16 protein-coding genes and 1 pseudogene are annotated in these 26,908 nt (G+C 46.1%); 9 read left to right on the top strand and 8 right to left on the bottom strand.

What is annotated here, in order from left to right:
* The 3 genes from ACTIE6_RS17435 to ACTIE6_RS17445 all read left to right on the top strand — a co-directional run.
* A partial coding sequence (locus tag ACTIE6_RS17435) for a SusD/RagB family nutrient-binding outer membrane lipoprotein (protein ID WP_439557859.1) occupies nucleotides 1-950 on the top strand: 950 nt, incomplete at its 5' end.
* Between the two features lie 83 nt (nucleotides 951-1,033).
* On the top strand, nucleotides 1,034-2,809 hold the full coding sequence (locus ACTIE6_RS17440) for a metallophosphoesterase (RefSeq protein WP_439557860.1): 1,776 nt from the start codon (nucleotides 1,034-1,036) through the stop codon (nucleotides 2,807-2,809).
* Between the two features lie 60 nt (nucleotides 2,810-2,869).
* Nucleotides 2,870-4,087, top strand: a complete 1,218-nt coding sequence (locus tag ACTIE6_RS17445) for a DegT/DnrJ/EryC1/StrS family aminotransferase (RefSeq protein WP_439557861.1) — start codon at nucleotides 2,870-2,872, stop codon at nucleotides 4,085-4,087.
* Here ACTIE6_RS17445 and ACTIE6_RS17450 read toward each other — a convergent pair.
* Both ACTIE6_RS17450 and ACTIE6_RS17455 read right to left on the bottom strand, forming a co-directional pair.
* Nucleotides 4,080-5,186 carry an RNA ligase family protein gene (locus ACTIE6_RS17450; RefSeq protein WP_439557862.1) on the bottom strand — a complete coding sequence of 369 codons (1,107 nt, stop codon included), beginning with the start codon at nucleotides 5,184-5,186 and terminating at the stop codon, nucleotides 4,080-4,082. The two genes, ACTIE6_RS17445 and ACTIE6_RS17450, sit on opposite strands and share 8 nt — an antisense overlap.
* A complete protein-coding gene (locus ACTIE6_RS17455; protein WP_439557863.1) occupies nucleotides 5,104-11,151 on the bottom strand; it encodes an alpha-2-macroglobulin family protein in 6,048 nt (2,015 codons plus the stop codon). Before ACTIE6_RS17455 ends, ACTIE6_RS17450 begins: the two co-directional genes overlap by 83 nt.
* Before the next feature lie 238 nt (nucleotides 11,152-11,389).
* Here ACTIE6_RS17455 and ACTIE6_RS17460 point away from each other — a divergent pair, with 238 nt between their 5' ends.
* Nucleotides 11,390-12,463 (top strand): efflux RND transporter periplasmic adaptor subunit, encoded by a 1,074-nt coding sequence (locus ACTIE6_RS17460; protein ID WP_439557864.1) that lies wholly within the window; start codon nucleotides 11,390-11,392, stop codon nucleotides 12,461-12,463.
* A gap of 14 nt (nucleotides 12,464-12,477) precedes the next feature.
* Nucleotides 12,478-15,591 (top strand): efflux RND transporter permease subunit, encoded by a 3,114-nt coding sequence (locus ACTIE6_RS17465; RefSeq protein WP_439557865.1) that lies wholly within the window; start codon nucleotides 12,478-12,480, stop codon nucleotides 15,589-15,591.
* Between the two features lie 75 nt (nucleotides 15,592-15,666).
* Here the strand turns inward: ACTIE6_RS17465 and metK are convergent, their stop codons facing one another.
* The 3 genes from metK to ACTIE6_RS17480 form a co-directional block, all read right to left on the bottom strand.
* The gene (gene metK, locus ACTIE6_RS17470) at nucleotides 15,667-16,947 is read right to left on the bottom strand and encodes a methionine adenosyltransferase (RefSeq protein WP_439557866.1); all 1,281 of its coding nucleotides are present in this window, start codon (nucleotides 16,945-16,947) and stop codon (nucleotides 15,667-15,669) included.
* A gap of 207 nt (nucleotides 16,948-17,154) precedes the next feature.
* Entirely contained in the window at nucleotides 17,155-18,033 is an 879-nt protein-coding gene (lipA, locus tag ACTIE6_RS17475) for a lipoyl synthase (protein WP_056291562.1), read from the bottom strand.
* A 60-nt stretch (nucleotides 18,034-18,093) separates the two neighbouring features.
* Nucleotides 18,094-18,867 (bottom strand): hypothetical protein, encoded by a 774-nt coding sequence (locus ACTIE6_RS17480; RefSeq protein WP_439557867.1) that lies wholly within the window; start codon nucleotides 18,865-18,867, stop codon nucleotides 18,094-18,096.
* Between the two features lie 272 nt (nucleotides 18,868-19,139).
* On the opposite strand from ACTIE6_RS17480, the gene ACTIE6_RS17485 reads away from it, so the two are divergent.
* The gene (locus ACTIE6_RS17485) at nucleotides 19,140-20,342 is read left to right on the top strand and encodes a 3-deoxy-D-manno-octulosonic acid transferase (protein ID WP_439557868.1); all 1,203 of its coding nucleotides are present in this window, start codon (nucleotides 19,140-19,142) and stop codon (nucleotides 20,340-20,342) included.
* Between the two features lie 19 nt (nucleotides 20,343-20,361).
* Here the strand turns inward: ACTIE6_RS17485 and ACTIE6_RS17490 are convergent, their stop codons facing one another.
* Nucleotides 20,362-21,585, bottom strand: a complete 1,224-nt coding sequence (locus tag ACTIE6_RS17490) for an ROK family transcriptional regulator (RefSeq protein ID WP_439557873.1) — start codon at nucleotides 21,583-21,585, stop codon at nucleotides 20,362-20,364.
* Between the two features lie 308 nt (nucleotides 21,586-21,893).
* Between ACTIE6_RS17490 and rsgA the strand changes: the two are divergent.
* From rsgA to ACTIE6_RS17505, 3 genes and pseudogenes are all read left to right on the top strand, one after another.
* Nucleotides 21,894-22,828: pseudogene (gene rsgA, locus ACTIE6_RS17495) on the top strand (ribosome small subunit-dependent GTPase A).
* Between the two features lie 88 nt (nucleotides 22,829-22,916).
* Nucleotides 22,917-23,318 carry a methylmalonyl-CoA epimerase gene (gene mce, locus ACTIE6_RS17500; RefSeq protein WP_439557869.1) on the top strand — a complete coding sequence of 134 codons (402 nt, stop codon included), beginning with the start codon at nucleotides 22,917-22,919 and terminating at the stop codon, nucleotides 23,316-23,318.
* 68 nt (nucleotides 23,319-23,386) lie between these two features.
* Nucleotides 23,387-23,665 (top strand): hypothetical protein, encoded by a 279-nt coding sequence (locus tag ACTIE6_RS17505; protein WP_439557870.1) that lies wholly within the window; start codon nucleotides 23,387-23,389, stop codon nucleotides 23,663-23,665.
* A gap of 28 nt (nucleotides 23,666-23,693) precedes the next feature.
* Here ACTIE6_RS17505 and ACTIE6_RS17510 read toward each other — a convergent pair whose 3' ends face one another.
* Nucleotides 23,694-26,123 carry a BamA/TamA family outer membrane protein gene (locus tag ACTIE6_RS17510; RefSeq protein ID WP_439557871.1) on the bottom strand — a complete coding sequence of 810 codons (2,430 nt, stop codon included), beginning with the start codon at nucleotides 26,121-26,123 and terminating at the stop codon, nucleotides 23,694-23,696.
* The coding region (locus tag ACTIE6_RS17515; RefSeq protein ID WP_439557872.1) for a translocation/assembly module TamB domain-containing protein at nucleotides 26,113-26,908 on the bottom strand (796 nt) is incomplete at its 5' end. The genes ACTIE6_RS17515 and ACTIE6_RS17510, both read right to left, overlap by 11 nt.

The following is a 26,908-nucleotide window of genomic DNA, read 5'->3' on the forward strand; positions in this document are numbered from 1 at the left end:
CAAACAACTCCTGGCCCAATGCAACCGCTTACGACGTAAGTGAGTCTGGCTGGCGGAGAAGAAGACCGGCTGCCACATTGATGAACAGCCTGTTGGCCAACAATGATCCGCGTTTGAAAGTCTGGTTCCAGCCAGTTCACGTGAGGTGGGTTGCAGATCCTGCATTGGCTACCGGAATGGACGAATTTATCCGTAAAAACGGCGTAATCCAGAATGGCGTGAAGTCACTTACCGAGCAGGAATTAAAAGCAGGTATCGCTGCCGGGAACAAGTATACCCGCCATTTTAACCCCAATACATACAAACCGACCCGTCCTGACTTTTTCAATGGACCAATCAATACCAACGAATATGTGGGGATACCGGCCGGAATGCTCGATCCTACTTACTACAATGAAAACCCGACTACAGGCCAGCAGGTGCAAAATCAGCATGCGTCACAGTTGAGCTATACGTATCAGGGACAAAAAGGAGGAATATTGAAAGCGAGACTGGCTTCTGCTGCTGAAACTTTATTTATTCTGGCCGAAGCGGCACAGAAAGGTTGGGCGGCAGGAAGTGCAGAAACGCATTACAACAATGGGATCAAGCAGTCACTGCAAACCTGGGGTGTTGAAAACCAATACGACGCTTTTGTAAAAACCGTAGCCTATAAAGGTACATTGGCACAGATCATCGAGCAGAAGTGGATCGCCAGCTGGACAACAGCAACCGAAGCCTGGTTCGATTTCAGAAGAACAGGTTTGCCAGCATTGGTTCCGGGTGTAGCACCTGCTTCCCGTGCGCTGCCTTTGCGTTTTATTTACAGCAACAATGAATTGAACAACAATGGCGCAAGTGTAAGAAGCGCAATCGACAGGTTAGAAGAAACGAGTTTTTCAGGTCCGCGTAAAAAGAACAGCCAGTGGTCAAAACCTTGGCTGGTACAAGGAACCGGAAAACCCTGGTAATTGAAATTGTTTTGAAGTGAATAAATTTTAGACCGGGGCTGTAAGTGTTGACAGTCCCGGTTTTGTTTTTGATAAAATGATATATGAAGATCAAGCTACTTACGATTAGCCTGCTGCTGTTTGTATTTGTATCCTGTAACCATCAGAAGAAAGCATTGCCGGAAGGGACTGTGAAGGAGGTAATCGACGGCGCAGTAACCCGGTTTTATAAAGAACTTTCACCTGCACAGCTGGACACGATTTCTGAAAACTATATACTTGGCTTTCTAAACACCAAGGAGAAGGAAGTGCTTGCCGGCAAATTCTGGACTTTTCATGTAAATGTGCCGATAACTGTTTCTATCATGCGCGATACTGCACAACGCGTTGTACCATTCTGGCTGGCAGAAAGTGGTTTCAGGAAAACGGAGCTGCTGGTTAAAAATGAAGAATATACGTATGAGGTTTGGCAGAAGAATTTCGATGAAGGCGACATTGGATTGGGGATTAATGGTTTTGATAAACACAGGCCCGTTTACTTTGTCAGTGTAGCTCCGCAAGATAAAGCCAGTGAGCTTGAAGTTTCGAATGTAATGCCCGCCGAGTACAAGCTGAGCACCATGCAGCCGGGCGCATTTACCTACCACGATTGGGACGGACTTGTGTTAACAGAAGTGCCGGAAGGATTGAAAGGACAGGTACTTTTTACAACCGTGCGCGGCAGGGCCAGAGAAGCACATTTGGTAAAAGCATTCCGGACTACACCACACCCTTCGTCTACCCAGCCCGACCAGGTATTGCTCACATGGAGCGGCGACCCGAAAACAACTGTGGACATTCAATGGCGGACAGCAGCCACAGTGAAAGCCGGGGAAGTGAAATACTGGAAAACAGGTTCAAACGATACCCTTTTTTCACAAGCTTCTTTGTTTAAAATGGAGGACAGGCTGTTACAAAATGATCGCTATGTAAACCGATTTACTGCCATGCTCAAAGATTTAGAGCCGGGTGCTGATTACGGATATGCATTGCGAAGTGAGCAAAATCAATGGACACAAGTGGCCAAATTTAAAACGGCGCCAGCAGACAAAGCGGACTTTTCATTTATCTGGTTTGGAGACACGCATTACTCTCCGATCTGGGGAGATATGGCGCAGAAATCGATTAGGCGACATCCCGAAACTGCTTTTTTCTCTATTGCTGGTGATCTGGTAAGTACAGGCTTGCATCGGGACGAATGGGATCAGCTTTGGGCACATAGCGGGAAAACTTTCGCTACCCGACCACTAATGCCGGTGCCGGGTAACCACGACAGTCAGGACGGGCTTGGTGCCTGGATGTACAAGGAAATGTTCAGTCTGCCTGAAAACGGACCGGCCGGTCAGCCTGCGGACATGAGTTACGCATTTGAATACCAAAATGCATTGTTCCTGATGATGGACGCGACTTTACCGGTACCCGCGCAAAGCAGCTGGGTGGAAGAGCAGTTGAAGAACTCAAAGGCAAAATGGAAGTTTGTGATGTTTCACTTTCCGCCCTACAATTTCGAAGAACCTTATGAGGAGATTATGCGGGAATGGTGTTCACTTTTTGATAAATACCACGTGGATATGGTGATGAACGGGCACATGCATTACTATCTCCGGACCAAACCAATGCATGCAGGAAAGCCGGTAGCAACTCCGGCGGAAGGGACGATCTACACCATGTCGATCAGCATACCGGGCAAGCAGGAGCGGTGGCCTGATGAAAGCTATGCGGAAGTCAGGTACAAAGACGGGCCGCTTTACCAGCATATTTCCGTTAAAGACGGCGAACTGCATTACAAATGTCTGGATCCCGCCGGAAAGCTGAAAGACGAGTTGATAATCCGTAAATAACTGGGAATAGTCTGAAAGCCTGAGAAGCCAGTATACAGATTGAAAAAACGAGACACCATTATGAGCGAACAACTGGCAATTCACGGCGGCCCGAAAACAATCGATACCAACTTTCAATGGCCTGTTTTTGACGAGCAGGAAGTGAATGCAGTAATGGAAATCGTTGCGAGTGGCAAATGGGGAAACCCGGATTGCGGTGATGCAGTAGCTCGGTTTGAAGCGGAATTTGCGGCTTATTGCGGCAGCAAATATGCCATAACCTGTGTAAATGGTTCGGTTTCATTGCGGCTTGCATTGATCGCGAGCGGGGTTAAACCGGGTGATGAGGTGATCGTTCCGCCTTATACCTTTATTACGACAGCCTCTTCGGTGATTGAATGCAATTGCGTACCCGTTTTCGTAGACATTGATCCTGATACTTATAACATCAGTCCGGCTGCTATTGAAGCTGCGATTACGGAACGGACAAAAGCGATTATCCCGGTGCATTTTGGTGGACTGGCCTGTGATATGGATGCGATCATGAATATCGCTGAGCGCTACAACCTCAAAGTAATCGAAGACGCGGCGCACGCTCACGGCGCGGAGTACAAAGGGAAAAAGCTGGGCTCAATCGGGCATGTTGGCAGTTTTAGTTTTCAATCTTCCAAAAACCTGACTGCCGGTGAGGGTGGGATTGTGATCACGGACGATGATGAACTTTATGCAACAATGCACTCATTGCGTAATGTAGGCAGGGTTGAAGGGGGCCAGTGGTATGATCATTACAATCCGGGCTGCAACTATCGGATCACCCAAATGCAGGCGGTACTGCTGTCTGCACAGCTGAAAAGACTGGAAGCGCAAACGCGGACACGTGATAGCAATGGATTGTATCTGAATACTTTGCTCGGCGAGATTCGAGGAATTACCCCACTGCAACGCGGCGAAGAAATTACCCTGCATTGTTATCATATATACATTTTCAAGTACGAAGCTTCTGCATTTGGGGGATTACCTAAGAATGAGTTTGCTGAAATGCTGGCTGCGGAAGGTGTGCCTTGCTTCAAAGGTTATCCGCACCCGCTTTACAAGCAGCCGCTTTTTCAAAACAAGAATTTTATGTGCTACGCCATTCCTGACTATGTTGACTACACGAAGGTGCATTGCCCGGTAGCGGAGCAGGCTTGTAGCACAGACGCAGTCTGGATACTGCAACATGCAATGTTGGGCGATGAAGAGGATATCCGGCAATTTGTGAATGCGATTTTGAAGATACAGCGTGCAATGCTCAGCTAGCAAGCAGCTGCAAGATTTCGGCTTCCACCCGACTTCTGATCCATTTAATTTCTGCCTCGGAAAGTTCTTCCAGTATATTGTTATGATCAAGGTTGAAATCAGTCAGAACATCCTCCATGAACTCCACAACAATTTGATCTTTGTTAGCCGGGCTAAGCTTTCCAATTTTGGAGATCGCGCTGTTGAGCCTGTTTTCATTAATGTATTTTCTCAATTCATCCATCAGGAAATCCAGGTTTCGAGACAGGCTATTTACATTTGGCACAAATAACCATTTCCGGGCCTGGTGGTACATTTGGTTCTCTTCAAATTCCGGATTTTTAAGTTTGAGGACCGGGCGAAATGTTACTGAATCCGGAAGCGGGCCAAAAGGCTTGATAACAACGCCCTCAATCCAATTTTCCGCAATCGCGGGAAGACCAAGTTCAAAGGGTATGCGGCTTTGAATGCGCAAATCCATATTTAGCAAGTCGGTCAGCTTCGCGGTTTTTAAAGGTTTGGCGCAAAGAATGCCGAAATGATCGAAGTAGGTCAGGGATTGTGCGTAGCTAAGGTATGTTTTCTGGTCTGGCGCATTCTCAAACGCAATATCGAAAGCGCAAAAGAGAATGTCGGGAGAATAGTAAATGCCTGTTTGAATCGCTTCAATGCATTCGCAGACAGGAACATCCGGGTGCGGGTACAAGCCGCCAAATAGCTCGCCATATATTATGATCGTGTCAGCACCGAAGTCAAGTGACAACTGCTCACACAAAGCAATGATTTGCGACTCTGTTGCTACTACTACCTTCTGAAAACCAAAGAAATCGTCTTCCCAGGTAAGCAATTCCTTTCGCTTACCGAAATGCAGCCTTTTACCCTGGTAGATAAACCTGAAATTTGCGCCGTGGATTTTCTCGGTTGCAACCCATTCCATCCTGTTAAGCTGACTGGCAATCTGCTCGTCAGCAATCAGGTCTTTGAGGCTTAAAGGGATTTTTTCGTATTCCAACAGCTTATCCGTATTCATACTAACCTCACCTTCGAATGCTGATCCTGATTCCTTCACTATGTGCTGTGAAATCAGGCGCGTACATGCATTGAATGCTCGTGATTCCATTACTGAAATCGCCCTGGTGATTTACAAACAGCGGGTATTCAAATACGTAAGTCCCTTTTTTCAGTCGGTCAAAGAAGAAATTGGTACTGGCATCTTTTGTGGATTCATAGTATCCTAACCCGCCCTGCCATTTGTAGCCACTCAGTACATTCACCGGTTCCAGTGCAGCCGCGCGCATATCCTTCATATGCACGTATTCCATGTCACGATCCACGCGCAGCTCAATGCGTACAACGATTTTGTCTCCTACTTTGAGACTGTCACCTTCCTTAACCGTCGACAACACAGGTCCGCGATCTGTATTTGTTTGTATAAACAGCTTCTTGGACAACTTTAAAGGCGTCTCCGAAAATGTAATTTTGTCCAGATCTTCAAAATACTGCCAGTACACAGCCCCCCAGCCGGGCGACTTCGAGTTACTGGTGCTGGTTATATCCACCTCAATTTTGCCCATTTCAGCATTGACAACGCTGCTTTCGAAAGTCTTCTTAAAATAGCCGGTCCCTGATCCGGCATTGTCGGGCTTTATTACCTCGCTCCCGATTCGGACAGTTGCTGCTTTCTCTTCATTCAGCCAATCATTTCCCGTCATCAAAAGTGCATGACAAGCCTCGGCAGTGGCTTTGGTACTTTCCCAATTGTTGGTTTGCTTATTTTTCAACAGCCAGGTTTTCAGTTCATCCACTGTTTCATTCTGACCCTCTATTTCATGAAAAGCTTCTATCAAAAGCGCCTGCCGCTCGATTGGTGCTTCATGCCAGTACCAGCTCCTGTTGTTTTTCCAGTACATTCCCAATTCTTCGTTTTGAATCGCTGTTTCGCGTAAAGATTTCAGGATTGCCTTCGGCGTGGCGATATCGTTTGAACGGTGCAGCGTCAATGCAATCAGCCCCTGCATGTATTTGGACTGTTTTGGCCAGCTTGTCCTGGCGCTTTGCTTAAAGTATTGATAAGCTTTGCTGGCTGTATTCGCAACGGGCGCATTGTCAAAGCAAGATCGCATATACAGGTACTGCACCTGCTGCGGCCCGGGAACATATTCCTGCATGTTGACTTGACTTTTTATTAGCCGGTCATAGTCTTCTTTAAGCTCACGGTCCAGGTACGGGAATGCTTTTCCGAGTATCACATTGATATTGTCATTCCTGGCGATAACCTTCTTTTGAAGTAACCTGCCGATTCCTGTTACAATATATTGAGTGATATACCGGTCATCGTGCCCGCCTTTGAACCAGGGAAATCCGCCGCTTTCATTCTGCATTTCCCTCAGTTTTCCCAGGTAAGTATCCAGTTCCCCTTTCATTTTCATCAAATCAAAAAGCAACGCGATATTCCGCTTCTGCTCCGATTCGGATTTCGCGGCAAGTACCCAGGGTGTTTCTTCAAGCAGCAAGGATTTGAGCTCCTGGTTCTTTTGAAGGTTGCTGGTCAATGCAACCGTATCCACTGTTTTCCAGGAGTTGAAAATGGCAGCGACCCTGGGAGATTTGCTTACTATGTTGCTTGCAACCGCATTGGCATAGTAGCGGTTCCAGGTTTGCTCGGCACATTCATGCGGATATTCCATCAGATAGGGCAGCGCCTGCACCGCGTACCAGGCCGGGTTACTGGTGTATTCAACCGTAACAGATTCATGTGCGAGGGACTTTGAATTCGCCGAGTTAATCAGCTTCTCAAATCTGAATTCCTTCTTCCCGGCCCCGCGTGTGGTCAGCGGCAAACTTTCCGTTACGAGCATCCGGTTTGACAATACAGGTAAGGTATTCTCCTCTCCGTCGGAAAAGTTATCTGCTTTTGCAACTACGCGCCAGGTAAGTGCCTGATGATAGCCGGCGGGAACACTCAAATTGAAATCAACGGCGGCACTTTGCCCGGCAGTGATCGAAAACGTTTTTGTATTTGAAATCAGTCCGAAGCGCTCAGAGACATTTTCATTGGTAGCGGGATCAAAAAGTTGCAGAGTTGCATTCCCGCTCAATGCACGATCAGATAAATTGGCAATTTTTACCGGAAACAGGATCTGGTCATCTTCACGCAGAAAGCGCGGCGCATTAGGCTGTACCATCAGCTCTTTCTGGGTGATAATCTCCTTTTTACTATAACCAAATGCCAACTCGGGCGTATGCGCCAAAGCCTGAAATTTCCAGCGGGTAAGTGCCTCAGGTAATGTAAATGAGAATGTTACCGCGCCATGCTCATCGGTTTTCAGGTCTGGCAAAAAGAAAGCAGTTTCATTGAAGTTCTTCCGGGTTTCAATCTTCTCCGGTGCGGAAATGTAGACCTTCGACTTGAATTGTTCTGCCTGTTGAGGTGCATCTAATTCCTCAGAGATTACAGGGGCAGGCTCAGGTACAGCCGAATCCATTTTCACTTCCTCAAAATCACCCGATTTTTTGAATGCAGATTGAGACCGGGCCAGCATCCGTCGATGGCGTACATTTCTTCCGCCTCCGCTTGGCATGCGGATAATACCCGGGTCAATCAGCTGGTCGTAGCTTTTCTCAAAAGTCTTTTCTGATGTAAATGAAAAGTTGACGATGGTGGCATCTTTGGGTGCAAAATTAATTCCGTTATCCCAAGTGTCCGGCATTAATGCTCCGGGCCAATGATCAGGTATGTCCCATTGGTGTTCGTAAAACTGATCGAGTGAAGCGTCATACATACTCGCAAGCATCTCAGCGGCTACTTGCTCCTTTTTGTATCCCGATATTTTGACTTTCCATTGCTCTTTGCTTCCGGGCAATGCTTTGTCGCGGAATGTTTCATACTCAATCGTCAGTTCTTTATTCGTCCAAGGCACATTTACGAAGTTTTGCGCCTGATGAATGCGGTTATGTTTCACAAAAACATAATCAATCGAATATCCACCGCGATCAGCCTCTTTCACCGGAATAGGAAAGGTACGCGTTTCGTCATTTAGTTTGAAAAAAGAGAAATTACTTGGAGTGTGGCTTTTACCATCACTGCTAATCACAAAAACGTCACTAGCCGAAGTTGCTACTTTTACCTCAGTTTCCTGCTGAGGCTCAGCCTTTGGGCTGCTTTCTGTCCATTGGTATTCTGGTCTCTGGAGCTGTTTACTAGTCGCATCGGTAAGTTCAATGTACCTGGTATCTTTTACTTCGTCTCCGTCCCCGCCCCTTGCAGCAATATCTATTTTGTAAAATCCCGCCGCGACTTTGCCGCTGGGAACTGTCAGCTCTTTATCAGCGGTAAGTGCCTGTGACTTCTCGAAAATTACTTCCTGCTCGGGCCAGTTTTCCTGCTCCGTTTCATTGTTGTATTCGTCATTTGGAAAACCGGCTATAAATTCGGACTTGGTCATCACAAACATATCCGGCTTTGCCCAGTAACGGGGACGAATCAGTCTGCTTTCGGGAATGAGGCGGGTAAGTTTTACTGTTAGCTCTGTCGGAACAAACTCGCCGTTCATGTTTTCTGTACGGATTTTCAGCTGGGTAAAATCATTAGCCGAAACTCTTTCCGGGATTTCGGATTTGATCAGAAAAGATTTATATCCAACAGAAACCGAAGTTTCAGCACTTCTGGTTTCTCCGTTTGTATCTGTTACATCTGCGTAAACGGTGAAGTTGAATACCGGGTCAAAGCTCTTGTCCGTCTTTGCATTTGGTATTGCTTCAAAATTCACATAAAACTTTCCTTCCTGATCTGTAATAGTTTCACCGTGAGTAATTTCTTTGGGTGAGCTGATTGGGAAATAGCTGGCTCTACGCGTCCACGGATACAGGAACCTTTCATTTCTCACAACTCTGTAAACCACCTTCGCGCCATCGATCCGGTTGCCAGCATAGGCTGTTCCGACTCCGGTAACTTTAATGGTATCACCCAATTTGTACGCACGCTGTAATGTATCGAAATGCACTGCAAACCGCGGTCTTTTGTATTCTTCTACGTGAAATGATACCGTATGCTCCGAGTCGGCGATAATGGAAAATGAGCCATTTAATCCGGTACGTGGCAATGTGAATGTGCCTGAAAAACTTCCGAAGTCGTTTACTGTCTTCGTGATTGTCTCAACGGTTTCGTTATTTGCATTTTGAAGTTCAATATTGATATTCCGGGTCTGATCTTTCAGTACAGTTTCTCCAAAGGCTGCAATGCCCTTGAAGTAAACAGTCTGTCCCGGCCTGTACAAGCTCCTGTCTGTAAACAGGTAAATGGAGGTTTTAGCTACTTTTTTCTCCTTCTCGTCATTGTAGTAAGTATTCACAGACTCCTGAATAAACAGCCTGTCGTTTCCATGAAGTATCTCAAAAGACTCTGATTGCACCCGCGACTGGCTGGGCATACTCTCTTTAAAATACCCGTTTTTGTCTGTCGTATAAAGCGCAGCAATGCTTTTTTTGTAGGTCCGTGTTTGATAGTCAAATGCGGAATCCCACCTTTTCACGGTAGCTCCGGCGAGCGGCTGTCCGGTATCCCGGTGCAACACGAAGTAGTCACGCTCGCGCTGGATGTAGCTGATGTTGCTAACATATAAAATCCGCACGCCGCCAATGGATTGTGTATCTGAAAAGTCGGGGCTTGAACTGGCCAGCAGCATGTATTCACCCACGGGCAATGCATCTGCTTTGATTTCAACGCTATGTTCCTGATAATCTTTGGTGTCGGGCAGCGTTTGTTCCCAGTTGCGGATTGCTGATGCTTTTGACACAATGCGCCAAAAAGCATCGCTATCCCGCATTTCAAAGTTTTTCAGCAACGCAGCTGTTGATTTTACGAGCCTGAGATAAAGTTTGTTAATATTCTGATATTCTGCGAAAATTAGAAAAGGCTTATCCGGAACTACTACCTGCTCTGCATTAAATTGAAGTGCTTTTTGCCGAATCCTGCTCAGCAAATTAGCTGCATTGACACCACCTTCCGAAGTGGGATTCTGCTTAATAATTTCCTTACAGATCGATACTGCCTGCACTTTAGCAAAACGGTTCGACGAATCCTCCCTGATTTTGTAGGTAGTACCACGATCAAAGTGGTATTCGGCCAGCAGGTACCATGCTTGTGCCGCAGCAGGCATTTTCTGGTATTGGTTGGCTACGTGGTTGATCGCCAGATAATACAGCTCGTCCGTATGCTCATGCACCGACTTTTGCTTCACATACTGAATGCGGGCAAGGTCGACATCGATCAATGCATCCGCAACCGGATCATGCAAGTGAAATGCAATCAGCTTTTGGTAAAGTTTCAATGCATATAGTTCGAGCGAGGTAGAATCCTTTGTTTCAAATGAACGGTGTATAAAATCTGCGGCAGGATCAAAGGCTGAGGCTGAATTGATTTCAAAAGCGTAGGCGGGCCTCTTCAACTCTGGTTCGTCCGATGAAAAATAACCTAACGCGTTGTGCGCCAGTAAATCGTACAAAGTTGGGCGAAGCTTGCGGGCATTGCCTTTTATAATGATCGCGTCAAAGGGTTCCAGTTTTGTTTGCTGCAACTGCTTTTCATTGCTGAGAGAAGCAAGGTATAATTCTGCGATTCTGTGATGAAAGTCGGTTGTCGACCAGGTATTGATATCATCCTTTACAAAGCCCGTTGTTTCAGTGCGCCGGTAGAGTTGCCACCGCCTGTGTTGGTAATAATTGTAGTAGTGGCTGGCTAAGAGACTGTTGAAAATCGATTTGACCACACCTGAACTACTAGCGAGTTCTGTTTCCAGCTCCTTGATCGCCGATATTTCACTGTTTTCCCTGAGTTCGCTTTGCAGATTGACCATCGCAATGGCAGCTTTGATCACCTGTGCGCCCTGTTTCTCTTGTCGGGCCTGCCTGTAAATTTCGCGGACTTCCGTTAATGCGGATTTGGCAAGACCAGTTGCCTGTAAATCTGCTACTTTCTTCCAATTGGCCTCATAGGTTTTAATTGGGTTCTGACTGTTTGCGTGCATTGTATTGAGTATAAGAAATAGTGTGGACAGTAAAATCTTGGCACCGTAGCAGGTTTTCATTTCGGTAGAATGGGAATGTGGGTTTTACTAAATATAGTTTAACGGAGTAAGTGCGGGTAAACCAATTATCCAAAGGGGATATTTGGAAATAAAATGGTAATACAACTTTCCCATTGCCGGGAAGTATAAAAATTACTCGTTGCCGCTTTGTACAATATGAAGTATATTTAATTAAGAGAGATAAGGGAATATAATTTATTGAAATTGTTTTTGAACGAAATTTATTTGAAGTAAGATCATGCGTACAATAATGCTGGTGGGGGTAATCATTGTAGGGCTGGTAATAGGTAAGCTTTTTATCTTCTCAAAGCCAGGTACCGACGGGAGTGGCAGCACCAAAAAGGGCGGCGAAGGAAAAGGCGGCAAGTCTGCTGGTGGCGCTCCGGTGCCGGTGAATGTATTTGTTGTCAAAAATGAAACAATTGAAAATCAAATATTCGCGTCAGGTACCGTGCTGCCGAATGAAGAGGTGAACCTGATGGCCGAGACTTCGGGAAGGCTTGTCAAGCTGAATATCCAGGAAGGCGCACAAATCACGAAAGGCCAGCTGATCGCCAAAATAAATGACCGCGAGTTGCAGGCGCAACTGCAAAAAGTAGCTTACAACCAGGATCTTAGCAAGAAAATAGAAGCGCGCCAGAAGAAGCTGTTGAATGTGGAAGCGATCAACCTCGAAGAATATGATGTGACTTCAAACAACATCCGCCTGCTGGAAGCTGAGAAGGAAGTACTGGAAGCCCAGCTTGAAAAGACTGAAATCCGTGCGCCTTTCAGTGGCCGCATTGGTTTGAAATACATCAGCGAAGGCGCATACCTGGCTCCGGGTACGCCCATCGTAACCATTGTACAAAGCAATCCGGTGAAGATTGACTTTACGGTTCCTGAAAAATACTCCCCGAATATCCGCATTGGCAACACCGTAAAGTTCAGCCTTGACGGTGACCCGGCTACTTACAATGCCAAAATTCTGGCGATTGACCCGAAGGTTGACGAGAATTTAAGAACCCTGCGCATCAGAGCCGTCGCACAAAATCCGTCGAACCGGTTTGTCCCCGGTATGTTTGTTAAAATACTTGCAGACCTGGAAGCAAACCGAGCCGCCCTGATGGTTCCTACCGAGGCAATTGTGCCCGTTTTGAAAGGCAAGAAGGTTTTTGTAGTAAAAAATGGAAAAGCACAGGAAGTGATGGTGACGACGGGTTTACGGACAGACAAGAAAATTCAGGTAGTTGAGGGTCTGCAACCCGGCGACTCGCTCATTACCTCCGGAATCATTGCAATTAAGCCGAATACAGCCGTTAAGGTGAACTGATATCCTACTTATTTATGAGTATTTCAACTCTTTCTATCAAACGGCCGGTTCTTGCAATTGTCATGAACCTCCTGATTATCCTGTTCGGCTTTCTGGGCTATAAATTTCTGGGAATGCGCGAATTTCCTTCCATTGATCCGCCGGTAGTTTCAATCCGGACAAGCTATACCGGCGCGAATGCGGATATTATCGAATCCCAGATTACCGAGCCTCTCGAAAAGCAACTGAACAGCATTGAGGGAATAAAATCCATTAATTCCACGAGCAGCCAAGGTACCAGCCAGATTACCGTCGAATTTGATATTGGTGTGGATATGGAGCGGGCTGCGAATGATGTCCGGGATAAAGTAGGCTCTGCTTCGCGGACTTTACCACTTGATATTGACGGTCCGCCAGTGGTAGCCAAAGCCGATGCCAACTCGGAACCGATCATCGTACTTACATTCAAAAGCGACACGCGATCACACCTGGAAGTAAGTGACTATGCTGAAAACGTGATTGCGCAGCGCCTTCAAACCATTGAGGGCGTAAGTGAGATCCGCATTTTCGGTCAGAAAAAATACGCGATGCGGATCTGGATGGATCCCATCAAAATGGCTGCACTCGGTATCACAACGCAGGATGTAAAAGTTGCGCTGGATAAGGAGAATGTAGAGTTGCCAAGTGGAAAGCTGGCCGGAGACAATACCGAACTGACTGTTAAGACGATCGGCAGGTTCCGCACGGAAAATGATTTTAATGAGATGATCGTTAAAAATTCATCCACTCAGACTATCCACCTCAAAGATATCGGCCACGCAACATTAGGGCCAGAAAACGAAGAAACAATCCTTCGTCTGAACAACGTACCGATGATCGGTCTGGCCATATCCCCGATGCCGGGCGCCAATTACCTTAATATCGCCGAAGAGGTGAATAAGAGAATGGCGGAAATCAAAAAAGAGCTGCCGAAAGATTATGAGCTGGATACGCTGATTGACAACACCATTTTTGTGGAACGGTCCATTGAAGAAGTAGGCGAAACGCTGCTGATTGCGATTGTGCTCGTGGTTATTATCATTTACCTCTTCTTCCGCGACTGGCTGATCGCATTCCGCCCATTGATCGATATTCCCGTTTCGCTCATCGGGACGTTTTTTATCATGTACATCATGGGCTTTTCGGTCAATGTACTTACGCTGCTCGCGATTGTACTGGCTACCGGCCTGGTAGTGGATGACGGAATTGTAGTTACTGAGAATATTTTCAAGAAGATAGAGCAGGGGATGAGCCCCATTGAAGCTGCTATTAAAGGATCCAACGAGATCATTTTTGCGGTTTTGTCAACTTCCATTACACTGGCTTCCGTGTTTCTGCCCGTGATTTTTATGGAAGGTTTTGTGGGTAAACTGTTCCGTGAGTTTGGTATTGTGATCTCGGCAGCGGTATTGATTTCTGCATTTGTGTCGCTCACATTAACACCGATGCTGAATGCATACCTGGTTCGCAAAACGCATCAGAAAAGCTGGTTTTATGAAAAGACAGAGCCGTTTTTTGAAAAAATAACAGAGAACTACGGAACCGCGCTGGGCAAGTTTTTGAAAATGCGCTGGGTAGCTGTGCCGCTGGTTTTGGTAACAGTGGGTATGATCTGGTTTTTTGGCAAAGACCTGCAATCCGAGCTGGCGCCTTTGGACGATCGCAACTGGTTCCGGATCAATATGACCGCGCCGGAAGGTTCTTCCTTTGAGTTTACCGACAGGTATGTTCAGAATGTCAGTGATATGTTAATGGATTCCATGCCGGGCAGAAAGGGGCTGATGTTGATCACTTCGCCGGGTAACTCGGGTTTGGGCGCGGCGAATACGGGCAGCGGCAGGATTGCGTTGGTGGATAAGAAGTTCAGGAAAGAATCGCAGCAGGAAATTGCGGACTATATCAATCAGAAGTTGAAACAAATGCCTGATGCAAAGTCATTTGTAGTGCAGCAACAGACGATTTCCGTGGATTCGCGCGGCGGCTTGCCTATTCAGTATGTGATCCAGGCGCCCGATTTTGAAAAACTGAGAGAGTACCTGCCCAAATTCATGGAGGAAGCTTCCAACGATCCGACATTTGCAATTACGGATGTTAACCTGAAATTCAGCAAGCCTGAAATTCAGATATCCATTGACCGGGAAAAGGCTAAGTCGCTTGGCGTATCTGTTCAGGATGTGGCGCAAACGATGCAGCTTGCATTTGCGGGGCAGCGGTTTGGCTACTTTACAATGAATGGCCGCCAGTACCAGGTTATCGGGCAGTATGATCGCACGAACCGCGACGAGCCGCTGGATTTGAAAAGTATGTTTGTGAAAACAGCAAATGGAACGCTGGTGCAGCTGGACAATATTGTAAAAGCGGAAGAAGAAAGCAGCCCGCCACAACTCTTTCACTACAACCGCTACATGAGCGCCACGGTACAAGCCGCATTGGCGCCGGGAAAAACCATTGGTGACGGGATTGCTGCAATGGACAGGATACGGGACAAATTGAAAGACGAATCAATTCAAACTTCACTCAGCGGCTCTTCAAGAGATTATGCAGAAAGTTCTTCCAATACGATGTTTTCGTTTTTTCTTGCATTGGTGCTGATCTATTTCATTCTGGCAGCCCAGTTTGAAAGTTTTGTGGATCCGTTCATTATTATGTTTACCGTGCCACTTGCGATCGGTGGCGCAGTGTTCTCACTGTGGTTCTTTGATCAAACTTTAAATATCTTCTCGCAGATTGGGATGATCATGCTGATCGGTCTGGTTACGAAAAATGGTATCCTGATCGTGGAGTTTGCGAACCAGCTGCGGGAGCAGGGAAGGAGCATTCAGGAAGCTGCATTGGAGGCAGCCACGCTGCGTTTCAGACCAATTTTAATGACGAGCCTGGCAACGATCCTGGGTGCATTGCCCATTGCGATGGCATTGGGCTCAGCGGGTAAAAGCCGGATGTCAATGGGGATTGTAATTATGGGAGGGTTGCTCTTCTCGCTTGTTTTGACCTTATATGTGATTCCAGCCATTTACACATTCTTCTCACGGCCCAAAAACTACGAAAAAATGCGAATGATCGAACGCATCGCCCACGATAGTGAACTGGAAGAGCAGGCGCAGTTTTGAGGTGTCAACACATATACGAAAACAGGCCGGCGAATTTCGCCGGCCTGTTTTCGTATTATGATAAACTTCTGAAAATTATATCGAAAACTTCTCTTTGATCTTGTCAACAAAATCGAGTTTCTCCCAGGTGAAAAGCTCAACTTCTACTTGTTTCTCTTCGCCGTTTGCGCCTTTGAAATGTTTGGTAACTATTTCATTTTTACGTCCCATGTGGCCGTATGCAGCAGTTTCCGAGTACATTGGGTTACGCAACTTCAAACGCTGCTCGATCGCATATGGACGCAAGTCGAAGATCTCAGCGATTTTCTCTGCGATCACTCCGTCGTGGTCAGCTACTTTTGCAGTTCCGTAAGTGTTGATATACAAGCCGCAAGGTTTTGCAACACCGATCGCGTAAGATACCTGAACAAGTACTTCGTCGCAAAGACCTGATGCTACCATGTTTTTGGCAATGTGGCGCGTCGCGTAAGCTGCTGAACGGTCCACTTTGGAAGGATCTTTTCCTGAGAATGCACCACCGCCGTGGGCACCTTTTCCACCATAAGTATCAACGATGATTTTTCTTCCCGTCAAGCCAGTATCTCCGTGCGGACCACCGATTACGAATTTCCCGGTTGGGTTAATGTGGTAAGTAATGTCGCCGGTAAAAAGCTTTTGCAATTCAGGAGTCAGTTTCGACTTCACGCGTGGAATTACAATGCTGATAATATCCTGCTTGATTTTCGCCAGCATTGCCTCTTCTGAATCGAAGTCGTCATGCTGTGTCGAAACAACGATCGTGTCAATACGCTGGGGTACGTTATCGTCGCTGTATTCAATTGTTACCTGTGATTTTGCATCCGGACGGAGGTAAGGAATCAGGCTGGACTCGTTGTTACGGATAGCCGACATTTCCTGAAGTATCTTGTGTGCAAGGTCGAGGGCAAGCGGCATGTAGTTTTCAGTCTCGCGTGTCGCGTAGCCGAACATCATACCCTGGTCACCCGCACCCTGTGCGTTTGCTTTTTCTTCAAAGCTGGAAGAAGATACTGCACGGTCAACACCCTGGTTGATATCTGCGCTCTGATCATGAATGGCAGACAAAATCCCGCAGGAATTCGCTTCAAACATGTACTCGCTCTTGGTATATCCAATTCGCCTGATCACCTCTCTCGTAATTTTCTGAACATCGAGATAGGTGTTGGTTTTAACTTCTCCTGCGAGTACTACCTGTCCGGTTGTTACCAAAGTTTCACAAGCCACTTTGCTATCAGTATCCCAGGCTAAAAAGTTATCAATGAGCGCATCTGATATTTGATCTGCTACCTTGTCTGGGTGTCCTTCAGATACGGACTCCGAGGTGAATAAGTACGGCATAAACTGAATTGATGAAAGTTGATCTGTAGAGACTGTAATGTAGTGTATAGACTAAAAAACAAAATTGACTTTTTTTAAGTCATTAACCAAATAAAACGAACCGAAAAACGAACGCCTGAATTGGTAACAATTCGAATAAAAGGAGGAAGCTGAAAACAAAAAAGCCTGCCTGGATCAATCCAGACAGGCTTTTTTATTTGGTCAAAATCAGATAGGAACATTTACGTGTCTTTCCGCATGATAGCTGGAACGAACAAGCGGTCCAGACTCAACATACTTCAGTCCGCGTCTTAAACCTTCCTCTTTGTAGTTTTCAAACATTTCAGGCGTGATCCATTCAATCACCTCGTGGTGCATTTTGGTAGGTTGAAGGTATTGTCCCAAAGTCAGGATATCCAGGCCATTTTCGGCTAAATCGTCCATTGCTTTGTATACTTCGTCCTGCGTTTCGCCCAATCCCAGCATAATGCCCGACTTGGTCCGCTGACCGTATTCCTTTGTTCTTTTAATCTGTTCAAGGCTGCGCGCGTACTTGGCTTGCGGGCGCACTGCGCGGTATAAACGTTCTACCGTTTCCATGTTGTGCGACACCACTTCCTGCCCGCCTTCAATCATCCTGATCAATGCATCCCAGTTGCTTTTTACATCGGGGATCAAAGTTTCAATTGTCGTTTCAGGTGTGTTTTCTTTCACCTGCCTCACAGTCTGGTACCAGATCTCAGCGCCTTTGTCTTTCAACTCATCCCGGTTGACAGACGTAAGTACTGCGTGTTTTACCTGCATTAACTTGATCGCTTCTGCCACGCGCCTTGGTTCGTCGGTATCGTACTCGCTGGGGCGGCCTGTTGCTACTGCGCAAAAACTGCAGCTGCGCGTACAGACATTTCCCAGGATCATGAAAGTAGCTGTTCCGGCTCCCCAGCATTCTCCCATATTGGGACAGTTGCCGCTTTCACAAATCGTATGCAGTTTATAGTTATCAACAAGCTGCCTTACTTTCCGGAACTCCGGTCCTGCTGGAAGTTTAACTCTCAACCAGTCGGGCCTTTTTTTACGCTCCGATGGAATAACTGGTAATTCAATCATAAGAAATCTATATGCTCTGACCGGCTGGTTTATTGACCAGCAGCCAATTTGTAATGGGAACTAGCGTTTTTTGCTTCCGAAGTAAAGTGTAAGATAGCCCGATGTAAACAGGCTGCGGTTTTCTGCAAATGCCATAATCTGGACTTTTCTCGTGAATGCTTCTGCAACAAAACCAATTTCAAGACCAGTTACGTTCTCTCTGAATGCACTTAATTCAAAACTCATTGCGGTTTTTACGTGCAGGCCTGGTACCACCTTCATTTGACCAAACCCCTGAAAGAAGCTTCCTGCGCCGACAATGCCGGTACTTTGCGTGCTTCCTGCATGTTTAACGGGATCAAAAGGCTCTGTGATTACACGACCGTCCGAAGACTGAAATTGTACCATATACGGTTTTTCTAGACCCAGCGAAGGCCCGGCAGCAACAATCGCGCTAATGGAAATTCCTTCGTCATCTTGCCTGCTAAATAACGAAAGCTCGCGTCCATATTCCGGTCTTACTACGAAAAGGTAATTTTCTTTGCCAAACACAAGACGCGCACCGGTTACGAAATCCTGGGTAGAAAGCTCTTTGGGATGTTTTACATTTACCACTTCCACGGCCAGATAGCGATACTGGTTTTTACCAAAAAGCTTGGAAGAAAGCGCCGAAGACTGGCGGAACACGGCCCCGCCAAGGATACCTGAGTTCGTATTCGTGGTGATACCTACCGAAGTGAAAGATTTATAGCTCTCCTCACTGTCCTCATTCTTTGCCGCACGGCGTTGAGCGTATATATCTGTTGATAGTGCAAACAGGATAGATACTGAAAGTAAAAGTTTTACACGCATCATTTCGTAAAATAAGTTCTTCGTGAATAGGTATGTGTCCTCTAAAAAGTGAAAATACAAAATAATCGCGTAAGCTATCTTATGCCAACTCCACTTTAACGGTTTTTTGTACTTTTATGTTCTTTAAACGAAAGAAGACGGAAAAAAGCCTGCCAGATAGCTATAAATCTGACGTTTCCTGGAAACAACTTTTTTCTCTAATCCCCTTTTAATCAGAATCCTTGGGAAACTTTATTTATCAGATTGCTATACAGCTGTTCGCCTCGGTTGTAAAAATGGCTGCACCTTTCAATCATAAAATCAAACTGGGTGTTGAAGGGAGAACTAACGTGCTGAAAAGGTTGGAAGAGCAGTTTGCAAAGCAACCAAAAAGCAGACCTGTTGCCTGGTTTCATGCAGCCTCTCTGGGTGAATTCGAGCAGGGCAGACCCGTCATAGAAGCTTACAGAACTGCATATCCGGAGCACTTTATACTGCTGACATTTTTCTCCCCATCTGGCTACGAAGTACGAAAGAATTATACAGGCGCCGACTTTATCGCCTACCTCCCGATTGACACCCGCGCCAACGCGGCTGAATTTGTCAGAATTGTAAAACCAAGAATTGCATTCTTTATCAAATACGAATTCTGGCTTAACTATTTGCAGGAGCTCAGAAATCAGCATTGCTACACAATTTCATTTTCAGCCATTTTTCGTCCTCAGCAAATCTATTTCAAGCCTCAGGGTTTTCTGCATCGACAAATGCTTGAAAGTCTGGACTATTTGTTCGTCCAAAATGAGGAATCTGTTCGGTTATTGAATGGAATAGGGATTTCATCTTGCAGTATCGCCGGTGACACCCGATTCGACCGGGTTCGCGAAATTGCATTGAATGCGCGTGACCTGCCTGAAATTGCTACATTCAAAAATGGAAAAACCTGTCTGATCGCGGGCTCGGTTTGGGAAGCGGATATGCAGGTTTTGATCCCGGCATTAAACAGCATTGGTCCGAAACTGAAAGCCGTGATCGCGCCACACGAAATAAAAAATGAAGAAATCGAAACCTGGCGAAAGCAGCTTTCGGGAAAAACGATCCGCTATTCTGAGCTTAAAGCAGGAATGGACACAGCCGATTTTGACTATCTTATTATCGATAACATCGGAATGCTTTCGTCGCTTTACCGGTATGGAGAACTTGCGTATATCGGCGGTTCTTTTGGCGCGGGACTACACAATATCCTGGAAGCCGCGACCTTCGGTTTGCCGGTTATTTTTGGAAACAAAAGCTATCAGCGCTTTCAGGAAGCAGCAGATCTTGTCAAGCTTGGTGGTGCATTTGCAGTAAACAACAGTACAGAAACTGAGCGGCTGCTAACCCAAATGCTGGAAAATGAAGCTTATCGGTCCCAGTCAGGAAGTATTTCCAGGGATTACGTAGCCAGCGGCACGGGTGCTACGGCGATTATTATAGATCAGGTAAAAGAAATAATGGGCTGACCGCCGGCCAGCCCATTCATCAGGGAAATTCCTTTACAATCAGGTGTTCGAATAAATGTGCCTGAGTGCCCAGCAAGCGAGCCTTTGCGCCCAGCTTTGAAATATGGATGGATAGTGAATTCTTGAAGTCAGACAGGCAGTATTTGTTGATCGCCTGCTCTATGGGATTGGAAATAAATGGCCCCGCCTCAGCTAACAAGCCGCCTACGATAATTACCTCCGGATTAAACAGGTGCACGGCAGTAGCCAGTCCTTTTCCGAGCTCAATACCTACATTGCTGAGCAGGTCGATTGAAAACTCGTCGCCCGCGTGAACCGCCTCAATAATGTGTGTAGTTTCCAGTAAGCTCAAATCACCATTTACAATTTGTGTTAGTATGGTCGCCCGGCCGGATGCGATACCTTCTTTTGCGCGACGTATCAGCGCGATCGCGGAGGTAATTGTATCAAGGCAACCTACCTTGCCGCAGTGGCAGAGCATTCCGTCAGGTTTCACCTGAATGTGGCCCAGTTCACCTGCAAAGCCGGAAGCTCCATTGAATACTTCTCCATTGATGATAATGCCCAATCCGACACCCCAGTCAATGTTAATCGTAAGCACCTGTGATTTTTGAGCTGCCAGCCCGAACCGGTGCTCTCCGATGGTAGTCGCTTTGGTATCGTTGAACAGACAGATCGGTACTTTAAAATGCTTTTTCAGCCGCAAGATCAGCGGTTCTCCGGGTGCAGTCAGGTTGGGGTAGGTAAGGTTGATTCCCTGAGATGAATTGATCAGTCCGGGCATCGACACGCCTATTCCCCAGAGTTTGCTGGTACTGATGTTATTGGAGCTTAAAAACTCGTCGGTTTGTTCGAAAAGCTGTTCCAGGAAGGTTGTGGAATCGTCGAGGCGGATATCCACTTTTTTCTTGACAACAAGCTGGTTATGAAGATCAAATACAACCAGCTGGGTGTCGTGCCGGTTGATATCCATGATCATGGTCAGGTACTTCTTTGCATTCAGACCGTATAGTACCGGCGGGCGGCCGGCGCGTGCGGGGCCGGTTCCTGTTTCAGTAATCCAACCTTCCCTGATCAGGTCGTTGACTATTCCGGTTGCCGATGGGATACTGGCGTGGAAGAGCCGCGCCATTTTGTTAATTGAAGTATCGCCATTTTGATATAAATGAAGCAGCAGATTGCTTTTGATACGATTTTTACGAATATCAATGACCGAATTCGGTTCTTCGGCAACTAAGTCCATCAAAGTAGAGCGCTTTTGTAGATGTATTATTAATATTCTTTATAATAAATGCGAACTAATGTAGGAAAAAAGATGCGCATGATCGATTTTTTTAAAAAATATTATTTAATAAAATTCGTTGCGGGTAACTGGTGGAGACTTACAGGTAATACTTACCCCAATAGACAGGTATGGTATTTTGCCAAATAAAACCATATAATGGTAAAAACTACTGGAAAGGAGATTCGCATTTATTTAATGTGGCATTAATTTTCATGCGGTTTGGAAAACTGCTGTTTATTTTCTGTACTTAGTCGAAAAAACATAGAATGAGCTTGATTAAAGGCTTGGTATTAAGGTCAACCGGATCCTGGTATGAAGTGCGCGACAGCCGCGACGGGCATATCTGGCAATGCAGGTTGAAGGGTAAATTCAAAGCGCTGGGATTGAAGGTACCAACCCGATCGCGGTGGGCGATTACGTCAATTTTGAAGAGGAAGATGAGGGAGAGAATTTTGGCATTATTCATGAGATTCTGCCGAGGGAAAATTATGTAATCCGTAAATCAGTCCATAAAACAGCTCACGCCCATTTGATCGCGGCCAATGTGGATCAGGCAATCCTGATCGCCACACTGGTATTTCCAAGAACATCACTCGGCTTTATTGACCGTTTTCTGGTAGCTATCGAATCGTTCAGGATACCAGGTGTGCTGGTTTTTAATAAACAGGATTTGCTGAATGATGAAATGAAGGAATTTCAATCAGAGCTGATGGAGCTTTACAGTAGTCTTGGTTACCGCTGCCTGGCCACCACTGCATTGAGCGAGCAGGGACTGGATAATTTCGCGGCATTGCTGAGTGGCAAGGTTTCGCTGCTTTCAGGTCACTCTGGTGTAGGTAAGTCCACGCTCGTGAATGCGATCGCGCCTGATCTTTCCATAAAAACGCAGGAAGTATCCACATTTGCCAACAAAGGGGTACACACGACCACATTCGCCGAAATGTTCGAGCTGGAAGCCGGCACTTTCATTATTGATTCGCCGGGTATTAAAGAGCTGGGATTGGCCGATATGGAGGCTACCGAAATCAGCCATTACTTTCCCGAAATGCGCGAGCTATTGAACAAATGCCGGTTTAATAATTGTCAGCATATCAATGAGCCGGGTTGTGCTGTGAAAGATGCAGTTTCAGAGGGTGATATTGCAATCAGCAGGTATGAGAGTTATTTGAGTATGGTAGGAGGGCAGGATAATAGGAAGTGAGGTTGGAGTTTATGAGTTTATGAGTTTAAAGTTTATGAGTTTAAAGTTTACGAGTTCAGGGTTTACGAGTATGAGCTTTTAGTCTTTTATGATCAATGTGGAGCATATTGGGATTGCGGTGAAGGAGCTGGCGGCTGCTGAGAAGCTTTTTTCTGCGCTTTTAAATGCGCAGCCCTACAAGCAGGAGATTATAGAATCTGAGCATGTTGCGACTTCGTTTTTCAAGATTAATCAAACTAAAATAGAACTTCTGGAAGCAACAAGTGAAGACAGTGTCATTGCCCGCTATATAGAAAAAAAAGGCGAGGGCTTTCACCACGTCGCCTTTGAAGTAGAAGATATAAATGCTGAAATGGAGCGGCTACAAAATGAAGGATTCACCTTACTTAGCGCTGAACCCAAACCCGGCGCTGACAACAAGCTGGTCTGCTTTCTCCATCCAAAAAGTACCAATGGGATTTTGATTGAGCTGTGTCAGGAGATCCGGTAGTAAACTTAGGTGCGTGTTGCGCGATTTCCGATTAGCAATAAAGATTAGCAACCCTTATCTCATTTCTTATGGATCAGTCTACCCCGAAAGACCTGAGCAAAGACCTCTGGCGGTTTATAATCGTAGGAAGCTTTCTGTTTTCGATATGTTGTGTTTTGGTCCAAAACAGGGTCGGGATTGAAAGACTTCCTTTTCGGTATTATCTGCTTGCTGCCGCAATTTCTCTTGTGATGAAAGCAATACTCTACTTTACAATCAGAACCTGTTCTGCCCGCAGCAAAACCCGCGTTATCTGGTTAATAGCGATTATCTGGCTGGGAGTTTGTTTGTTTTACGGCAGGGAATGAGCTCATATTTAATTCAGAGAATTCAAACTTAAAAAGGTAGCCCCACTGCAATATTCAGCACCAGATTCTCGCGCCGCCAGGCTTTGTCCCGGAAGTTAACCTCATTAAATACCCAGGGATTCTTATTTCTTGTTGGATCGTCGGGATTATCAGGATCTGCTAAACCTTTGTACCACGGCTTTCTGAATGGCGTAGCAAGGTCGAGGCGGAAAACCAGGAATGAGAAATCCAGGCGCAAACCAATTCCACCGCCAACAGCCAGTTCTCTGAGGAAATCCTTTTTGATGATTCCACGCGAGTCGAACCCGGCGCGTAACGAATCACCAAAAGCCCAGATGTTCCCTGCGTCCACAAATGCAGCCACGTTGATCAGTTTTGTTAGCTGAAAGCGGAGTTCACTGTTAAATTCCATTCTTATATCTGCAAAAGACTGGTACCCATACAAACTGATTTGGGCCGTATCAGGCGGGTAAGATCCCGGACCAAGTGACCTCGCACGGAAGGCGCGGATTCCGGTACTACCTCCGCCAAAATACTGCTTGAACTGGGGAGTCTGCATTGTTTTTGAATTCCCGTATGGGCGAATAGCGCCCAGCAATAGCCGGTTTGCCCATTTAATGCCCGGGGTTATCGTGCGATAGTAGCGTACATCACCATCTAATTTAACATACTGAAACACTGGTACGCCCAAAAACTCCTTCGGCAGTGTATCCTGCGGCGGGCGCTTTGCAAACAGACTCAACAAGTTGCCGCCGTAGTCAATCCCGCCAGTAACAGCAAATTGGTTTCGACTGAACGGTTTTGGAGTTGGCCGATATGAAATGGAGTAGTTGGAACCTGCGATCAGGTATTTCTGGCTGAGGATTTCAAGGTACCTTTTAACGTCAAGTGGGTTAGTGTTTGGATCGAATACGATTGCGTCAAGCGTCTCTCCATTTACATTCCGGGGTTCGACAAAGTTGATAGATATTGGAGTCAAAGTATGCTCTACTTCCTGGTTTTTTCTCCATACATAAGACCAGTCACCGCGAATGGACCTGGTAGTGTAAAAATTGCGCTGTACCCGGTTTTCGTATGTAAGTGAAAGGATTGTCTTGGGAAGAGCCTGGCTCTTTTCTGGTCTTATTCTAACAAAAGGCACAACAAACCTCGGGAAAGACAAATCTGCCCGCGCCCCATACCTGATATATTCCCGGCCTAACTGATTCGAGTTATCGCGCTGTCCGCCGCCGAGTTGGACGTCAAATCCGAAGTACGGACTGATTGACAGCATTTCGGCACCTTTGAATGTATTCCTGTTGCGCCAGGTCACATCCAGCTGTGAGCCGCCCAGGTTATTGGACTTCGTACTCGCTGCAATTGTAGTTTGAAGGGCTTTTTTCTTTAATGGAGTTAAATCATAATATACATTCAGCAATGCAGAGTCTGAGCGTGGAACCAGCTCAAAACGATTACGGACAGACTTGAAGTTTTGTAGATTGACCAGACGTTGCAGCGAAACATCGTGCATTTTATTCGTGTACATACTACCTCGCCTGAACCCTATCGCGTCGTAGAAAATCCGTCTTTTATAAAGCTTGCCCGGGTCTGTTATATTTAAACCCCGACGAATCGGCTGGTTTGTTACAGTGTCCGCAGATTTGTTTTCATCCGTTCCGGTGTTGACGTAAATTCGGTTTAAAAAATATTGTTTTAATGAGGTTTGAGCAGTTGTGTTCTTTACTTCCAAAAACAGGTTGACCTGCTGAGGCGCCAAAGTAGAGTCCACTCTTCCGATGGTCGAATCAACCTTGATGATGAGGTAATCGGGATTGAAAAGGTAGTAACCTTTTCCTTTCAGCTCATTGTCAATGCGGTTTCTTTCAGATGAAATTACATCCAACCTTACAGGATCACCTTTTTTAAGGTAGGTGTCTTTTTTGGCAAGAACCAGGTCTCTATTGAAGAGGGAACTATCAGGTACTACGTAACTAATTTCATTGATCACGTACCGCGGCATTACGTATACGTCGAATTCCATGGTAGCAGTTCTTCGCTTTGCCTTCTTGCTGGGAACCAGCTTTCCCTGTGCCGAAGACCGGTAGTAGCCTTCATTGTCGAGAAATGAAACCATATTAGTTGCATTGATATCTGCCACACGCTGCGTTGCAAAACGTGGGGCTTCTCCCAGTTTGTTACGGAACCAGCTTTTTAATCCACCCTCATCTTTGGGCTCTCCGATCCAATAGTAAAACCAAACCTTCCACGCAAAACCAAACAAGGTTTTATTTGGTGGCGGTTTGATGATTCCTTCGAGCTGACTGGCAACGCCGGAAATGTTAGGACGGGTGATACTGTCAGGCTGGGCCTTGACTTTGCTGCCTACGTAAAGACTTTGTCCCTCCGGAACATATTTGTTGACCGAACAACCTGTCAACAATGCACATGAAATCAGTATCCCAAATAAACTATTCTTCATTTCGCTGCCTTTGAAAAATTTCACGGAAAAGATCATAATCCGCAGTGATGATAAAACTCACGCCGGTTTCGACGATAAAACCTTCCAGAATGGACTGGTATTGATTCTTACGGTAACCACGGAACAGGTACCTTCCGTCTTTGGTCAGCGAGTAATCGAGGGCAATGTTGTCAAAAACCTCCGTGGAGCTTGCAGAGTTATTCTGGCTCTCTAATTCAAAGTTTTTACCTACCGAAACCTTCAATCGGTTATTCAAAAACGCTTTACTCAATCCGAGATTCAAATCTGTACGTGCGCCATTGGTTTGGTCGGCCGTTGAATTCAGTCCAATGTCCAGATCGACACCTTTGATCAGATCCGAGGCCAGGTTGTTTAATTGGTCAGTTAATAGCTGGCTTACGCTCTGGCGGGCAACTGCTTCCGCACTCGATCCCAGGTTAAACCCGGGCGAAGATTGGTCCGTAATAAATTTGTTGGTGATCAAAAGGGCAAATGCCTGTTTGTTCATCTCCGCCGGATTGCCCTGCATATCCTCCCAGAATCTCTGGTTGGTTATGTCGCTGATAATCTGCTCGTCGATCTGGGCTTTCGGAAGATCGATATTAAATGTAATATTCGGCGTAGTAAGGTTACCTGTGATAATGATCTGTACTTCAACAGGAATCTTACTTGCGCCCTGGAATTTGGAAGAGATCGAGCCCGGGTCCACCATAACTGGGTACGCCGCGGTAATATTCAAATCAGCCTTCATCGGGTCACCGGTCCAAAGCAGGGTACTTCCGTCT

It is taken from the genome of Dyadobacter sp. (genome assembly GCF_051859145.1).
Lineage (GTDB): Bacteria > Bacteroidota > Bacteroidia > Cytophagales > Spirosomataceae > Dyadobacter.

Coding starts and splice junctions, on each gene's coding strand:
- ACTIE6_RS17440 (WP_439557860.1), top strand. CDS start 1,034: ATGAAGATCAAGCTACTTACGATTAGCCTGCTGCTGTTTGTATTTGTA.
- ACTIE6_RS17445 (WP_439557861.1), top strand. CDS start 2,870: ATGAGCGAACAACTGGCAATTCACGGCGGCCCGAAAACAATCGATACC.
- ACTIE6_RS17450 (WP_439557862.1), bottom strand. CDS start 5,186: ATGGAATCACGAGCATTCAATGCATGTACGCGCCTGATTTCACAGCAC.
- ACTIE6_RS17455 (WP_439557863.1), bottom strand. CDS start 11,151: ATGAAAACCTGCTACGGTGCCAAGATTTTACTGTCCACACTATTTCTT.
- ACTIE6_RS17460 (WP_439557864.1), top strand. CDS start 11,390: ATGCGTACAATAATGCTGGTGGGGGTAATCATTGTAGGGCTGGTAATA.
- ACTIE6_RS17465 (WP_439557865.1), top strand. CDS start 12,478: ATGAGTATTTCAACTCTTTCTATCAAACGGCCGGTTCTTGCAATTGTC.
- metK (WP_439557866.1), bottom strand. CDS start 16,947: ATGCCGTACTTATTCACCTCGGAGTCCGTATCTGAAGGACACCCAGAC.
- lipA (WP_056291562.1), bottom strand. CDS start 18,033: ATGATTGAATTACCAGTTATTCCATCGGAGCGTAAAAAAAGGCCCGAC.
- ACTIE6_RS17480 (WP_439557867.1), bottom strand. CDS start 18,867: ATGATGCGTGTAAAACTTTTACTTTCAGTATCTATCCTGTTTGCACTA.
- ACTIE6_RS17485 (WP_439557868.1), top strand. CDS start 19,140: ATGGCTGCACCTTTCAATCATAAAATCAAACTGGGTGTTGAAGGGAGA.
- ACTIE6_RS17490 (WP_439557873.1), bottom strand. CDS start 21,585: ATGGACTTAGTTGCCGAAGAACCGAATTCGGTCATTGATATTCGTAAA.
- mce (WP_439557869.1), top strand. CDS start 22,917: ATGATCAATGTGGAGCATATTGGGATTGCGGTGAAGGAGCTGGCGGCT.
- ACTIE6_RS17505 (WP_439557870.1), top strand. CDS start 23,387: ATGGATCAGTCTACCCCGAAAGACCTGAGCAAAGACCTCTGGCGGTTT.
- ACTIE6_RS17510 (WP_439557871.1), bottom strand. CDS start 26,123: ATGAAGAATAGTTTATTTGGGATACTGATTTCATGTGCATTGTTGACA.